Annotated in this window: 14 protein-coding genes; 7 read left to right on the top strand and 7 right to left on the bottom strand. The window is 65.4% G+C overall.

What is annotated here, in order from left to right; genetic code table 11:
* The first annotated feature begins 20 nt into the window (after positions 1-20).
* Genes AR323_RS09690 through ribB form a run of 3 tightly spaced genes read left to right on the top strand, consistent with a single transcriptional unit; the run spans position 21 to position 3,207 of the window.
* The gene (locus AR323_RS09690; RefSeq protein ID WP_057883791.1) at positions 21-1,181 is read left to right on the top strand and encodes a deoxyguanosinetriphosphate triphosphohydrolase; all 1,161 of its coding nucleotides are present in this window, start codon (positions 21-23) and stop codon (positions 1,179-1,181) included.
* Complete coding sequence (locus AR323_RS09685; RefSeq protein ID WP_057883790.1) at positions 1,174-1,869, top strand: NAD(P)H-binding protein; 696 nt, start codon at positions 1,174-1,176, stop codon at positions 1,867-1,869. Before AR323_RS09690 ends, AR323_RS09685 begins: the two co-directional genes overlap by 8 nt.
* A gap of 48 nt (positions 1,870-1,917) precedes the next feature.
* Positions 1,918-3,207 carry a 3,4-dihydroxy-2-butanone-4-phosphate synthase gene (ribB, locus tag AR323_RS09680; RefSeq protein WP_057883789.1) on the top strand — a complete coding sequence of 430 codons (1,290 nt, stop codon included), beginning with the start codon at positions 1,918-1,920 and terminating at the stop codon, positions 3,205-3,207.
* On the opposite strand, the gene ruvX is transcribed toward ribB, so the two are convergent.
* From ruvX to pyrE, 7 genes are read right to left on the bottom strand one after another with little or no spacing between them, the layout of a single operon-like run.
* A complete protein-coding gene (gene ruvX, locus AR323_RS09675; protein ID WP_407701075.1) occupies positions 3,204-3,719 on the bottom strand; it encodes a Holliday junction resolvase RuvX in 516 nt (171 codons plus the stop codon). The two genes, ribB and ruvX, sit on opposite strands and share 4 nt — an antisense overlap.
* Positions 3,701-4,855: a DUF3089 domain-containing protein gene (locus tag AR323_RS09670; RefSeq protein ID WP_057883788.1), complete on the bottom strand. Its 1,155-nt coding sequence runs from the start codon at positions 4,853-4,855 to the stop codon at positions 3,701-3,703. Before AR323_RS09670 ends, ruvX begins: the two co-directional genes overlap by 19 nt.
* Positions 4,855-5,976 carry an AI-2E family transporter gene (locus AR323_RS09665; protein WP_057883787.1) on the bottom strand — a complete coding sequence of 374 codons (1,122 nt, stop codon included), beginning with the start codon at positions 5,974-5,976 and terminating at the stop codon, positions 4,855-4,857. Before AR323_RS09665 ends, AR323_RS09670 begins: the two co-directional genes overlap by 1 nt.
* Entirely contained in the window at positions 5,969-6,847 is an 879-nt protein-coding gene (gene lepB / locus AR323_RS09660) for a signal peptidase I (protein WP_083495353.1), read from the bottom strand. The genes AR323_RS09665 and lepB overlap by 8 nt, the downstream gene beginning before the upstream one ends.
* Positions 6,844-7,245 carry a holo-ACP synthase gene (gene acpS / locus AR323_RS09655; RefSeq protein ID WP_057883785.1) on the bottom strand — a complete coding sequence of 134 codons (402 nt, stop codon included), beginning with the start codon at positions 7,243-7,245 and terminating at the stop codon, positions 6,844-6,846. The genes lepB and acpS overlap by 4 nt, the downstream gene beginning before the upstream one ends.
* Positions 7,242-7,985, bottom strand: coding sequence for a pyridoxine 5'-phosphate synthase (locus AR323_RS09650; protein WP_057883784.1), 744 nt, complete (start codon positions 7,983-7,985; stop codon positions 7,242-7,244). The genes acpS and AR323_RS09650 overlap by 4 nt, the downstream gene beginning before the upstream one ends.
* Before the next feature lies 1 nt (position 7,986).
* Positions 7,987-8,565 carry an orotate phosphoribosyltransferase gene (pyrE, locus tag AR323_RS09645; RefSeq protein ID WP_057883783.1) on the bottom strand — a complete coding sequence of 193 codons (579 nt, stop codon included), beginning with the start codon at positions 8,563-8,565 and terminating at the stop codon, positions 7,987-7,989.
* A 187-nt stretch (positions 8,566-8,752) separates the two neighbouring features.
* Here pyrE and coxB point away from each other — a divergent pair, with 187 nt between their 5' ends.
* The 4 genes from coxB to AR323_RS09625 all read left to right on the top strand — a co-directional run bounded on the left by coxB (position 8,753) and on the right by AR323_RS09625 (position 13,794).
* Positions 8,753-9,838: a cytochrome c oxidase subunit II gene (gene coxB, locus AR323_RS09640; RefSeq protein ID WP_057883782.1), complete on the top strand. Its 1,086-nt coding sequence runs from the start codon at positions 8,753-8,755 to the stop codon at positions 9,836-9,838.
* Positions 9,839-9,869: 31 nt separating this feature from the next.
* Positions 9,870-11,591 (top strand): cytochrome c oxidase subunit I, encoded by a 1,722-nt coding sequence (gene ctaD / locus AR323_RS09635; protein ID WP_057883781.1) that lies wholly within the window; start codon positions 9,870-9,872, stop codon positions 11,589-11,591.
* Positions 11,592-11,665: 74 nt separating this feature from the next.
* Positions 11,666-12,625, top strand: a complete 960-nt coding sequence (locus AR323_RS09630) for an alpha/beta fold hydrolase (protein ID WP_057883780.1) — start codon at positions 11,666-11,668, stop codon at positions 12,623-12,625.
* Between the two features lie 215 nt (positions 12,626-12,840).
* Entirely contained in the window at positions 12,841-13,794 is a 954-nt protein-coding gene (locus tag AR323_RS09625; protein WP_057882603.1) for a VOC family protein, read from the top strand.
* Positions 13,795-13,839 lie beyond the last annotated feature (45 nt).

Genomic DNA, 13,839 nt, shown 5'->3' with positions numbered 1-13,839 from the left:
CGCCTAACCGCGGCTGACCGATGACGCTTGCTCCCTACGCCGCCGATCCTGCCGCCAGTCGGGGCCGCGAATTCGCGGAAGACCGCGAGGGCGCGCGCGGTCCGCGTAGCGAGTTTCAGCGGGATCGGGACCGCATCGTCCATTCGATCGCCTTTCGCCGGCTGAAGGCGAAGACCCAGGTCTTCATCGCCCCCGACGGCGATCACTATCGCACCCGCCTGACCCACAGCATCGAGGTGGCGCAGATCGGCCGGGTGATCGCGCGCGCGCTCGGCCTGGACGAGGATCTGACCGAGGCGCTTTGCCTGGCACATGATATCGGTCATCCGCCGTTCGGGCACGCCGGCGAAGAGGCGCTGCGCGAAGCGATGGCGATTCGCGGCGGCTTCGACCACAATGCGCACACCCTGCGGGTGCTAATGCGGCTCGAAAGCCCCTACTGCGATCACCCGGGTCTGAACCTTTCGTGGGAACTGCTCGAGGGGCTTGCGAAGCACAACGGACCGGTCGCGACGCCGAACTGGGCGCTTGGCGAACTGGACGAGGCGTTTCCGCTCGATCTGGGCGCCTGGCCCAGTCTCGAGGCGCAGGTCGCGGCAATCGCCGACGACATCGCCTACGACAATCACGACATCGACGATGGGCTGCGGGCGGGCTTCCTGGTTCTGGAGGACCTGCTCGAACTGCCGCCGATCGCAGCGCAGTATCGTGCGATCGAGGCACGCTACCCTGGCGCCTCGAACGACCAGCGCTTGCGCGAACTCGTCCGCAGCCGGATCGGACTGATGGTCAACGACGTGATCGAGACGACCCGCGCGAACGCGCAAGGCCTGCGCAGCGTCGCGGACATTCGCGCCCATCCTGCGCCCCTCGCCGGATTCTCTCCTGCGATGGCCGAGGAAGAACGGGCGCTGAAGGGGTTCATGTACGAGCGGCTGTATTATCATCCCGAACAGCTCACCGCGGCTTCGCACGCGCGCGACGTCGTTTCGCGCCTGTTCGCGGCATACGACCAGGATCCGGGTGCGCTGCCGGACGAATGGCGTGCGGCACTTCCCGAAGAGGAGCCCGAGCGCAGCCGGCATCTGGCCGATTTCATCGCCGGCATGACCGATCGCTTCGCGATCCGCGAATGCGCCCGGATATTCGGCCGCGCGCCCGAAGGACTTCGCAATGTCTGAACCCCTGCGTGTCGCGCTGGTCGGTTCGACCGGGCTGATCGGCGGCGAAGTGATGCATCTTTCGGTCGGGCGCGAAGATATTCGTCTGGTAGCGATCGCCCGCCGCGAAGCGCCATTGCCCGCAGGCGCGCGCATGGAGATGTTCGTGGCCGACCCTGCAAAGTGGGGCGAGGTGTTCGAAGCCATCAGACCCACGGCCGTGATCTGCGCGCTGGGCACGACGTGGAAGAAGTCGGGTCGCGACGAGGAAGCATTTCGGGCCGTGGATCACGATCTCGTTCTCGACACGGCGCGCGCCGCGAAGGCGCAAGGGGTGGAGCGCTTCGTCGCGATCGGTTCGGCCGGATCGGATGCGCTTTCGAAGAACCGCTATCTGCGGACCAAGGGTGAGGTCGAGCGGGAACTGGGCAAGATGCGGTTCAAACGGCTGGACGTTTTGCGACCGGGATTGCTCAAGGGGCAGCGCCGCGGGGAACTGCGGGTGGCCGAACGCATCGGTATCCTGCTCAGCCCGCTTGCCGACCTTGCGATGCAAGGCAAATACGGGGCATTCCGCTCGATCCGGGCGGACGTGGTCGCCAAAGCCGCTTTGGCGCTCGCGATGCGCAAGGCGGCGGGCCGCTTCGTCCACGATAACGACGGCATCGTGCGAGCAGCGGCAGGCCTTCCCGTCCGCCACACCGACTGATCACATTTCACTGTGGCCATCACATTGCGATGTGATAGGGCGAGTCGCATGACGAATCAGATCATCGAGCGGGTCCGCAACCTGGTTGCCGACAACCGCATGAGCCGCACCGCTTTGGCCCGCGCCGCCGGCCTACACGCCAATTCGCTGCGCGATTGCCTGGAGCCGGGCTGGAACCCGACAGCGGACACCTTGGGCAAGCTTGACGGATTCCTCTCTGCCAACGACGAGCGTCCGGTCATCGTCTCGGCGGAAGAAATCATCGACGAAGCGCGCAACGGGCGCATGTTCATCCTGGTGGACGACGAGGACCGTGAGAACGAGGGCGATCTGATTATTCCCGCGCAGATGGCCACGCCCAACGCGATCAACTTCATGGCGATGCACGGCCGGGGCCTCATCTGCCTGACGCTGACCCGGCAGCGGGTCGAGCAGCTCGGCCTCGACCTGATGAGCCGGAACAACCGCACGCGGCACGAAACGGCTTTCACCACCTCGATCGAGGCGCGCGAGGGGGTTTCGACCGGCATCTCTGCCGCCGACCGGGCGCGTACCGTGTCGGTCGCGATCGATGGGACCAAGACGCGCGACGATATCGTGACGCCCGGGCACGTCTTCCCGCTGGTCGCGCGTGATGGCGGGGTGCTGGTGCGGGCCGGGCATACCGAGGCTGCGGTCGACATATCGCGACTGGCGGGGCTCAACCCATCGGGGGTGATCTGCGAGATCATGAACGAGGATGGCACGATGGCCCGCCTCGACGACCTCGTTCGGTTCGCGAGGCTGCACGATCTCAAGATCGGGACCATCCGCGATCTCATCGCCTATCGCCGCAAGCACGACCATCTGATCGAGCGGCGCGCGGAGCGGCGGTTCACCAGTCGCTGGGGCGGCGAGTGGCAGGCGGTGGCGTTCTTCAACAAGGCGACCGGCGAGGAAACGCTGGCGCTGGTGAAGGGCGCGGTGCGCCCCGACCGCCCGACGCTGGTGCGGATGCACAGCCTGTCGCTGTTCCCCGACGTTTTCGGCGAAGAAAACAAGCGTTCGCGCATGGTCGAGCGGGCGATGGAGATCATCGGCGAAGAAGGGGCGGGGGTGATCGTGCTCATCAACCGCCCGATGCAGGACTATGTCAGTTCCTCGATCCGGCTCGGCGAGTTGGGTGAGCGGTCGGAAGCCGTGCAACCGTCGAGTGAGCAGCGCGACTACGGCGGTGGTGCACAGATCCTCGCAGAACTGGGCGTGCACGACATGGTCCTGCTGACCAATACCGAGCATTCGCTCGTCGCGCTCGAAGGATACGGCCTCAGCATCGTGGGCCAGCGCTCGCTCGACTAGATCGAGGCTCCCGCCAGGGCGTCGATCGCTGCCTGCAGGATCACCGCGGCCGCATGGGAGTCGATCCGCTCCTTGCGTTTGCCGCGGCTCATGTCCTGTTCGATCAGCGATCGTTCCGCGCTCACGGTCGACCAGCGTTCGTCCCACAGCAGGATCGGCAGGTCGAGCGCGGCCGAGAGGTTGCGGGCATAGGCGCGGCTCGCCTGCGCGCGCGAACCCTCGCTGCCGTCCATGTTGCGCGGCAGGCCGATGACCACACCCCTGACCGATCGTTCGCGGCAGATCGCGGCAAGCGTGTCCCGGTCTCGCCCGAACTTCCCGCGCTCCAAAGTCTTGCCCGCCGTCGCAAAGCGCCAACCGGCGTCGCACAGCGCGATGCCGATGGTTTTCGTACCGAGATCGAGGGCGAGCAGCGCGCCACCCTCGGGCAGAGCGGCAGCGAAATCCCGTGCGCTGTCGGTGATGGGCGGGCCAGCATTTAGCGGGCCGGCATTCAGCGAGGCATCGTCCACGCGGACACCCGGCGTCCCACATCAGCCCGCAGGTTCGACCAGAACAGCGGGATGTCGTAGACGTGATAGTTGTTGCCCGGCAGCACCGCGTTGCCCATCTCGGGCGGGTCCCCGATCAGCAGCAGCCCGCGCTCGTCGCACCGCGCAGGGACAAGGCCGCGCACCAGCGTGCCGTTCTCCAGCCCCTCGTGCGGCACCAGTGTGCCAAGGTTGAGGTCCGCGGTGCCCTCGTCCCGGACCGCGCCGGTCAGGGGATTGGTGCACAGGATGGCACTGTCGCCGCGTGGCTGCCCGTCGAAGCCGATCGATTCGCGATAGGTCTCGAGTAGCGGTTCGGGATCGGCGGGTTCGGCATAGCTCGACCAGCTCATCATGCAGCCCGCCTGGTCCGCACTCGCGCAGGGCGGAAGGCCGAGGGAGGGCAAGTCGTTCTCGAGCGAGATCGGCCAGCCGACCGCGTACACCGCCGCCACCCGGCCCGCGAGCGGCTTGCCGTTCACCTCCTCGCGAATGAGGCGCAGGAGATGGAGCGAGCCCTGGCTATGGCCGGCCAGCACGATCGGATCGTCGGGATCGACGCTGGCGAGGAATACGCGGAACGCGTCGCGCACGTCCCGGTAGGCGGCATCGATCGCCTTCGTCGCCTCGGCGCTGTCGGTCAGGAAAGCGCCGAATGTCGCCTGGCGATAGCGCGGAGCCCAGATCTCGCTCGCCTGGTTGAACGGGCTCGCCATGCCCTTGACGTAGACGTTGGCGACGCGGTTCGCTTCGGCATCGTCGAGCGAGGCGTTCCAGCGGTCGCGGTCCAGAAAGCTGGTCGGGTGGACGAAGAAGACTGCAAAATCGCGCGGTTTGGCCTCGTCCGCCGGTGCGGGCGTGGCGGTGGACTGATCGGTCTCCGCTTCCTCGAATGCCGGCTGCCAGCGCGCTGGGTCCGAAACGCCCATGCCCGGGCGCGAAAGCCACATGGCCGGATCCTGGTAGGCGTTGCTCGCCAGCGGCGACTGCTCGACGAACCGGCCCGAAGGCACGAAGGCGAGCCGCGTCAGCTCCTTCGACCAGATGTTAAGGACGAACGCCCCCGCGATTACCAGGACGATCAGAAACGCGATGAAATAGAGAAACTTGCGGGCCATTACGCAGGCATTGTCGAAGGCGCGGATGCGTCGCCGTCCGCCACCGACTGGTCTTCGCCTTCGTCAAGACGATGCGACCGCCGTTCGAGTGCCACCTTGATCATTGCGAGCATCGGGTCGGCGAAGGTCAGGCCGAGGACGCCGAACAGCACGCCCATGACGAGCTGGAAACCGAGCACGAGGGCGGGTGCGAGATCGACCGTCTTTTTGGCGATCATGGGCACCAGGATGTACCCGTCGAAATTCTGCACCGCGAGATAGATCGCGATGGTCCACAGGCCCATCTCGGTGCCGCCCGAAAAACCGACCAGCACCATCAGGATGCCCGAGACGATCGCCCCGATGTTGGGGATGAACGCCAGAATGCCGGTGATCAGCGCGAGAAGCGCCGCCATTGGCACTCCAACGAGGGTCAGCGCGATATAGGTGAACAGCCCCTCGGCCACCATGCCGACCAGGCGCCCGGCGAGCAGGCGCCGCATGCTGTAGGCCATATGGTCGAGCGTCTCATTGAGTTCGGCGCGCTTGTTCTCCGGTACCATCCACGACAGGCCGCGCTCGTACGGACGCGGGTCGACGGCGAGGTAGATGCCGATGATGACGATCAGCAGCAGCGTCGTCAGCGCGCCGACCGCGCCGCCGATCGCGCGGGTCACCGTTCCCACGCCGCTCATAAGGCTGCCCGCCATGCCCTGGATGTCATCCTGGCTGATGGCGAAACCCATGTCGCGTAAATATGCGGTCAGGCGGCCCAGCTGTTCGGTGATCAGGGCCGGGAATTCGGCGGCCTCGCTCGCGATCTGGGATCCGGCGAAATAGAACATCCACACCGCGAACGCCGTTGCGAGCAACAGGACGATCGCGACACGCCAGCCCCGTCCGATCGGCACGGCGCGGCCGAGCAGGCGCGCCCCGCCGTCGAGCATCGCCGCGAACACGAGCGCGCCGAAGATGACCAGTAGAGTGTGCGCCAGATAGACCGCGAGTACGGCAAGGCCGATGACCGCCGCCCAGATGACCGCACGGTTCGCCTCATGCCGCAGCGCGGGATTGGAGATGCGCGTGGGACTCGCGCCGACCTCCTTGTCGACTCCGTCCGTATCTTCGCGGTGGTCAGTCATTGGATGCGGCCCCCTGTACGATCGCCGGACGCAGTGTCGACCAGGCGCGACCGTCGCGGAGCGAAGTCCACCACGATACCGGGTTGAGCGTGGTCGTTCCGTCGAGCGAGAACGTGATGAATTCCGCGCGTCCGCCGACATTCGCCAGCGGAACCGGGCCGCCCAGGCCGCTTTCCCAGGTCTGAGCGCGGCTGTCGGCGGAATGATCGCGGTTGTCGCCCATCAGGAACACGTGGCCTTCGGGCACGCGCACCTCGGCCATGTCGTCGAGTGGCTGTTGGCGGTGATCGACGATCCGGTAGGTCGCGCCGTTCGGCAGGGTTTCGCGCCGGGTAGGTACCTCGTAATAGTCCTTGCCGTCAGGCGAACGCACCCGGAACCCTTCGAAATAATCGAGGCATGGCGTGCCGTTGCACACCTGCGAATCGACCGGCAGGCGGATGTCGGGCTCCACCTTCTGCGGGACCGGCTTGCCGTTGAGCACGATCTGGCCGTTGACCACTGCGATCGTGTCTCCGGGCAGGGCGACCACCCGCTTGATGTAATCCTCGTCCCGGGTGGGCGGCACGGCGATCACGACGTCGCCGTATTCGGGCGTCGAAGCCCAGATGCGCGTGTCGCTGCGCGGCAGGACGTGGAAGGAGGCGGAGACCCAGCTCCAGCCATAAGGATACTTGGACACGACCAGCCGGTCGCCGACGAGCAGGTTGGGGACCATCGAGGTCGACGGGATATAGAACGGCTTGGCGACGAGGCTGTGGAACGCCAGCACCGCAAGCAGCATCAGCGCAAGGCCGCGCATCTCGGCCAGCCAGTCGATCTTCTCGCGCTTCTTTTCGGATGTGTTCAAGGATTTGCTCAAGCTGGTCATCGGGGAACGGCCTCGATCACGACGAAGGCCTGCGCCCATGGATGGTCGTCGGTTAGGGTCAGATGAATGCGGACCTCATGGCCGTCCGGTGTCAATTCGGCAAGCCGGTTGGCGGCCCCTCCGGACAGCGCAAGGGTCGGCGCGCCCGATGGCGCGTTCACAACGCCGATGTCCTTGTGGAACACCCCGCGACGAAAGCCGGTGCCGACGGCCTTCGCATAGGCCTCCTTCGCCGCCCAGCGCTTGGCGAACGTGCCCACACGGGTGAAAGGGCGCTTGGCGGCCTTGGCGCGCTCGACATCGGTAAAGCATCGCGCCTCGAACTTCTCGCCCCACCGCTCGAGCGAGGCTGCGATGCGATCCATGTTGGTGAGGTCGGAGCCAAGACCGATGATCACCGTGCTTCGTCCATCAGGTCGCGCATCTGCCGCACGGCCGCTTCCAGCCCGACGAACACCGCCTCACCCACCAGATAATGGCCGATGTTCAGCTCGGCGAGGTGGGGGATGGCGGCGATCGGCTGAACGTTGTCGTAAGTCAGGCCGTGGCCGGCGTGCGGCTCGATGCCGTTCTTGGCGGCGAGAGCGGCCATGTCGGCCAGCCGCCGCAGTTCGATCGCCACTTGTTCGCCCGTCGCGTGGGCATATTCGCCGGTGTGCAGTTCGACCACCGGCGCGCCGAGCAGTAGCGCGGCTTCGATCTGGCGCTCTTCGGGAGCGATGAACAGGCTCACGCGAATGCCGGCATCCGCCAGTCGGTTGACGATCGGGGTGAGGCGGTTGTGCTGGCCCGCTGCGTCGAGGCCACCCTCTGTCGTGCGCTCCTCTCGCCGCTCGGGCACGATGCACGCGGCGTGCGGTTTGTGGCGCAGCGCGATCGCGAGCATCTCGTCCGTCGCCGCCATTTCCAGATTCAGCGGCAGGTCGGTCGCAGCCTGGATGCGCGCGAGATCGTCGTCGCGGATATGCCGGCGATCCTCGCGCAGGTGCGCGGTGATCCCGTCGCCGCCGCAGCGCGCCACGATCTCGGCCGCGCGAACCGGATCGGGATGATCCCCGCCGCGCGCGTTGCGAATGGTGGCGACGTGATCGATATTGACGCCCAACCGCAGCGGATTGGGGCGCAGGCTGGCGTTCATCCTACTTGCGGCTCCCCGGCTTGGTCACGGGGATAGCGGCGAGTTCGGGCGGAACTTCGTCTTCGGCATAGCTGGGAAAGTTGATGTCGATCAGCGGATAGAACGGCACGCCGAGATCGGCCGATCCATGCGAGCGATCGACCAGCGCGGCTTCTGCGATCACCTCGCCCCCTTCGCGGGCCACCGCCGCGATCGCCTCGCGGCTGGACAGGCCCGTGGTGACGACATCCTCGACCATCAGCACTTTGGCGCCCGGCTCCAGACGAAAACCGCGGCGGAGTTCGAAGGTGCCGTTCGGGCGTTCGAGGAACAGCGCATCCTTGCCCAGCGCGCGGCCCATCTCGTGCCCGATGATCAGGCCGCCCATTGCCGGGCTGACGACCACGTCGATCGCGGCGCGCAGGTCGCGCGGCAGTTTCTGGGCGAGGGCGCGGGCCAGCCGACCGGCACGGTCGGGGTTCATCAGCACGCGGGCGCATTGAAGATAGTGCGCGCTGTGCCGACCGCTCGACAGCTTGAAATGCCCTTCGAGCAGGGCTTCGCAGCTACGGAATTCGTGCAGGACTTCTTCGTCGGTCATCGGCGGTTCGCGCAGGCTCTGTCTGGGGTGGGGAAATGCGGGCAAAAATCTCCCTAGAAGCGCTTGAGGCATGGGGCAAGCGCGCGTATAGGCCCGCCCAAAGCCCCGTCCGGGGGACTATCCGGCCTGCCTTGAGGGCGGAAAACCGGGCACATGAAAACAGGCTAAGACGGAAAGCTTCGCACCGATGAACCTCGGCAAATCGACCGCCCGCATTTTCGCTCCGATCGGGGCCGCGCTGCTCCTCGCCCTCGCGCCGCAAGGTGCACTGGCGCAAGAAGCCGCACCGGCCGTCGAACGCGCTGCGGCGACCGAAGCGGCCCCGGCCGCTGCCGAGACCGGCGCAGCCGCCATCGGTGCCGTCGACGACAAGGCCGATGCCTCGACGACCGACGTGGCGGAAGGCTCCTCGGCCTACACGCCGCTCGGGCCCGAGTGGATCAAGGGCCAGCCGACGCCCGGCGGCATCGACGTGCAGAAGCAGTATTCGCCGATCGGCGAGCAGGCCAAGCCGTTCCACACCGCGCTGGTCTGGATCATGGCGATCATCTGCATCTTCGTGCTCGGTCTGATGCTCTTCACCATGTGGCGCTTCCGCCGCAGCGCCAATCCGGTGCCTTCGCGCACGACGCACAACACGCTGATTGAAGTGGTGTGGACTCTGCTACCGGTGCTTATCCTGGTCGGCATCGCTATCCCATCGATCAGCCTGCTGTCGGCGCAGTACAAGTCCGCGCCCGAGGATGCCGTCACGGTCAAGGTGACCGGCTATCAGTGGTACTGGGGGTACACCTATCCCGACAACGGCGGGTTCGAGGTGATCTCGAACATGATGCCCGAGGACGAGGCGCGCTCGAAGGGCTTCCCCGCGCAGCTCGAAGTCGACAACCGCATGGTCGTTCCCGCGGGCGAATGGATCCGCCTCCAGACCACCGCCGCCGACGTGATCCATGCCTTCGCCGTGCCGAGCCTCTGGTTCAAGCTCGACGCCGTGCCCGGCCGCCTCAACGAGAAGCGGCTGATGATCAAGGAGCCGGGTATCTATTACGGCCAGTGCTCCGAGCTGTGCGGCGCGAAACACGGTTACATGCCGATCGCGGTCGAGGCTCTGCCCCGTCCGCAGTTCGAGGCGTGGGTCCGCGCCCAGGGCGGTACCGTCGGCGAACCTGAAGAGGCCGCCGCTCCCGCCGCCGCGCCGGTCCAACAGCCCGAAAGCGCCGCGCAGCAGCCCGCTGCCGAAGGTGCTGCTCCCACCGCCGCTCCCGCCGCCTGATCACTGACATTCGAAGCGTAGAGACCTTATCATGGCCACCACCGCCAACACCTTCCAGGCTCACCACGACGATCACGCGCACCACGACGCGGATCACAAGCCGGCGTTCTTCGCCCGCTGGTTCATGTCGACGAACCACAAGGACATCGGCACGCTCTACCTGATCTTCGCGATCATCGCGGGTATCGTGGGCGGTGCGATCTCGGGCGTGATGCGCGCCGAGCTGGCGCAGCCGGGCATCCAGGTCCTCGGTTCCTGGGTGAGCATGATGGGCGGCGCCGAAAGCTTCGAGGCCAACCTCCACGCGTGGAACGTGCTCATCACCGCGCACGGTCTGATCATGGTGTTCTTCATGGTCATGCCCGCGATGATCGGCGGCTTCGGCAACTGGTTCGTGCCGCTGATGATCGGCGCGCCCGACATGGCGTTCCCGCGCATGAACAACATCTCGTTCTGGCTCACGGTCGCCGGCTTCGTCTCGCTGTGTATCTCGCTGTTCCTGCCGGGCGATGCCACGGGCATGGGCGCGGGCACGGGCTGGACCGTCTATGCGCCGCTCTCGACGAGCGGTTCGCCGGGCCCGGCCACCGACTTCGCGATCTTCGCGCTGCACCTTGCCGGTGCGGGCTCGATCCTTGGCGCCACGAACTTCATCACCACGATCTTCAACATGCGCGCGCCGGGCATGACCCTGCACAAGATGCCGCTGTTCGTGTGGTCGATCCTCGTCACCGCGTTCCTGCTGCTGCTGGCTTTGCCCGTACTGGCCGCGGCGATCACCATGCTGATCACCGATCGCAACTTCGGCACGACGTTCTTCTCCGCCGACGGCGGCGGCGACCCCGTGCTGTACCAGCACCTGTTCTGGTTCTTCGGTCACCCGGAAGTGTACATCATGATCCTGCCGGGCTTCGGCATGATCAGCCAGATCATCGCGACGTTCAGCCGCAAGCCGGTGTTCGGTTATCTCGGCATGGCCTATGCGATGGTCGCGATCGGCGTCGTCGGCTTCATCGTCTGGGCGCACCACATGTACACCGTGGGCCTCGACGTAAATACGAAGATGTATTTCACCGCGGCCACGATGGTCATCGCGGTGCCGACCGGCGTGAAGATCTTCAGCTGGATCGCCACGATGTGGGGCGGATCGATCGAGTACAAGAGCCCGATGGTCTGGGCGCTCGGCATGATCTTCCTGTTCACCGTGGGCGGCGTGACCGGCGTCTATCTGGCCAACGGCGGCATCGACGACGTCGTGCACGACACCTACTTCGTGGTCGCTCACTTCCACTACGTGCTGTCGATGGGCGCCGTGTTCTCGATGTTCGCGGGCTTCTATTACTGGTTCCCGAAGATGAGCGGGCGGATGCACTCCGAACTGCTGAGCCACCTCCACTTCTGGGGCTTCTTCATCGGCGTGAACGTGATCTTCTTCCCGCAGCACTTCCTGGGTCTGCAGGGCATGCCGCGCCGCTACCCCGACTACGCCGAGGCTTACGCGTACTGGAACGAGATCAGCTCGCTCGGCTACCTCATCATGGCCGGTTCGATGATCTTCTTCTTCGCGAACATCGTCTACGCGTTCGTCGCGGGCAAGAAAGCTCCGGCGAACTACTGGGGCGAGGGTGCGACAACTCTCGAGTGGAGCCTGTCGAGCCCGCCGCCGTTCCACCAGTTCGAAACGCTGCCGGTGATCGAGGACGACCACGATTACCACAACCACATGCCGAAGGGTTCGCCGGCCACGGCCTGATCCCTTCGCATGTGAAGCAATCCACAGACGGCCGGTCCCGAAGGGGCCGGCCGTTTGCTTTGGGGAGTTAGACCATGCCCGAAATGCGCCTGATCGACACTGGCGAGGTAACGCTGCGCTGCGCCATCGAAGGTACCGGCCCGCTGGTCGTCTTCGTCCACGGGTTTCCCGAAAGCTGGTATTCGTGGCGCCACCAGATCGGACCGGTGGCCGGTGCAGGGTTCACCGCCTGCGCGATCGACGTGCGCGGCTACGGCGGGTCGGACAAGCCGCCCGAGGTGGCCGATTACACCCTGGAAAAGATCGCCGGCGACCTCGTCGGGCTGGCCGACGCGCTGCAGCCCGGTGCGCCCGCGATCCTGGTGGGCCACGATTGGGGCGCGCCGATCGTGTGGAATACCTCGCTCACCCATCCCGACCGGTTCCATGCCGTGGCGGGCCTCTCGGTTCCGTTCGCGGGCGTGCCCAGCCGCCCGTTTACCGACGTGTTCCGCGAGCACTTCACGAGCCAGGGCAAGTTCTTCTACCAGGAGTACTTCCAGCAGCCCGGCGTCGCCGAGGCGGAGGCGGAGGCCGACCCGCAGGGCTTCGTCCACCGGATGATGTATTCGATCTGCGGCGACGTTCCGCCCGGCGCCTATTGGGACAAGCCGCTCGGCGCGACCTTCCTCGAAGGCCTGCCGGACCCGCAGCCCGTGCCGTGGCTGACCGACGAGGACATCGCGTTCTACGGCAACGAGTTCAGCGCAAGCGGCTTCCGCGGCCCGCTCAACCGCTACCGCAACCACGAGCGCGATTACGAATGGCTGCAGGGCTGGAAGGGCAAGCGCATCGAACAGCCGTGCCTGTTCATCGGCGGCGACCGCGATCCCGCGACATTCCTGTTCGGGGCCGTGACCGACCCCGTCGCGGTCATGCGGATGTTCGCGCCGAAGGTGGAGGGCCACATCCTGCCCGGCGTCGGCCACTGGACGCAGCAGGAACGACCCAACGAAGTCAACGCGCTGCTGCTGGATTGGTTGGGGCGAGTCTAAAGCGGTTGAGTGTTAGGTCAAAATGTCTGCAATGAGGGTGGAAAGCTGACATTGAGCGGCACAGAAAGAGCGCGTAGCATCTGATCGGGCGCTTCCTGCTCTAGGAAAGAGCTGCGGTTGCACCACGGGGAATTACCGGTGCAACAAGCTCCGGAGTCAGTTGGGGAGATCGCGGCATGAGAATCCAGTCACTTAGCTTGGCGATTGCCACAGCCATGCTATACCTTCCGGTCACGAGTGCTGCATCCTCCGCACACCATGGTTCCGTGGGCGGACTCGACCATGTTCTCATCTGGTCTCGCAACATCGACCAGATCACGTCGGTCATGGCAGTGAAGCTGGGCTTTCAGGTGCGGCCGGGCGGTGATTTCGGCGACGGTGTCGCCAACCGGATTATCCCGTTTGCCGATAGGTCCTACTTAGAGTTGCTGTATTTCACGCGTCCCGAAGTCCAACTGACCGACGAGGTGCGGAAGCATTATGCAGCGACCGAGCGCGGCGCGATGTCAAACATGTTTGCGTTGGAAGCGAACGATGTCGACGGAGTGGAGCGCCAACTTGAGAGAGAGGGCTGGGACCTCGCCCCAAGCTCGCCGATGACTTACGATCCTGATGGCGATGGACCGCAGCCGCCACGCGAGAGCATGTGGAGGACGGTAGGGTTCAAATCACCGCCGTTGGCCGGAGCTGATCTGTTTTTCATAAAATATGCGCCGGGAGCATCGGCACCAGTCGATCAAGCTGACCAGATTGTTTTCAGACGACACCCGAACACGGCGCAACGAATCTCGGCAGTTTGGCTTCTCGACGCCAATGCCAAGGTCACAAGCGACCGGCTTTCTCGCATGGGCTTCAAGCGGACCGGAGAGGTCAGCCTGCCAGAGCAGGGCCTGCGCGGCTTACGTTTCGATTCAGGCGGCGAGACAATTCTCGCTCTCGAACCATTAGGCCCAGGTCCTGCCGCTGACGCCCTCAAGGAAAGAGGGCCTCACATTTACGGAATCAGCATTGCCGTAACCGACGTCGGCCAAGCTCGCCGAATTTCCGAATGGGGCTATGGCCGAGAGATGAAACGTTATCAGGGACTGCTAGGCGATTCCTTTGCGGCTCCGACGACCGCGGACTTCGGCTTTTTAGTGGAGTTTCACCAGCTGGCACCGCCTCGATAAGAACAGCATCCCGCCCGTCGCTGGCGGAGTCTGGCTAATGTCCGC

Origin of the sequence: Tsuneonella troitsensis (assembly GCF_001441535.1) — a bacterium.
GTDB classification, from domain to species: domain Bacteria; phylum Pseudomonadota; class Alphaproteobacteria; order Sphingomonadales; family Sphingomonadaceae; genus Tsuneonella; species Tsuneonella troitsensis.
Note: the sequence above shows the minus strand (reverse complement) of the source record. Positions and strands in the feature narration are given on the sequence as shown.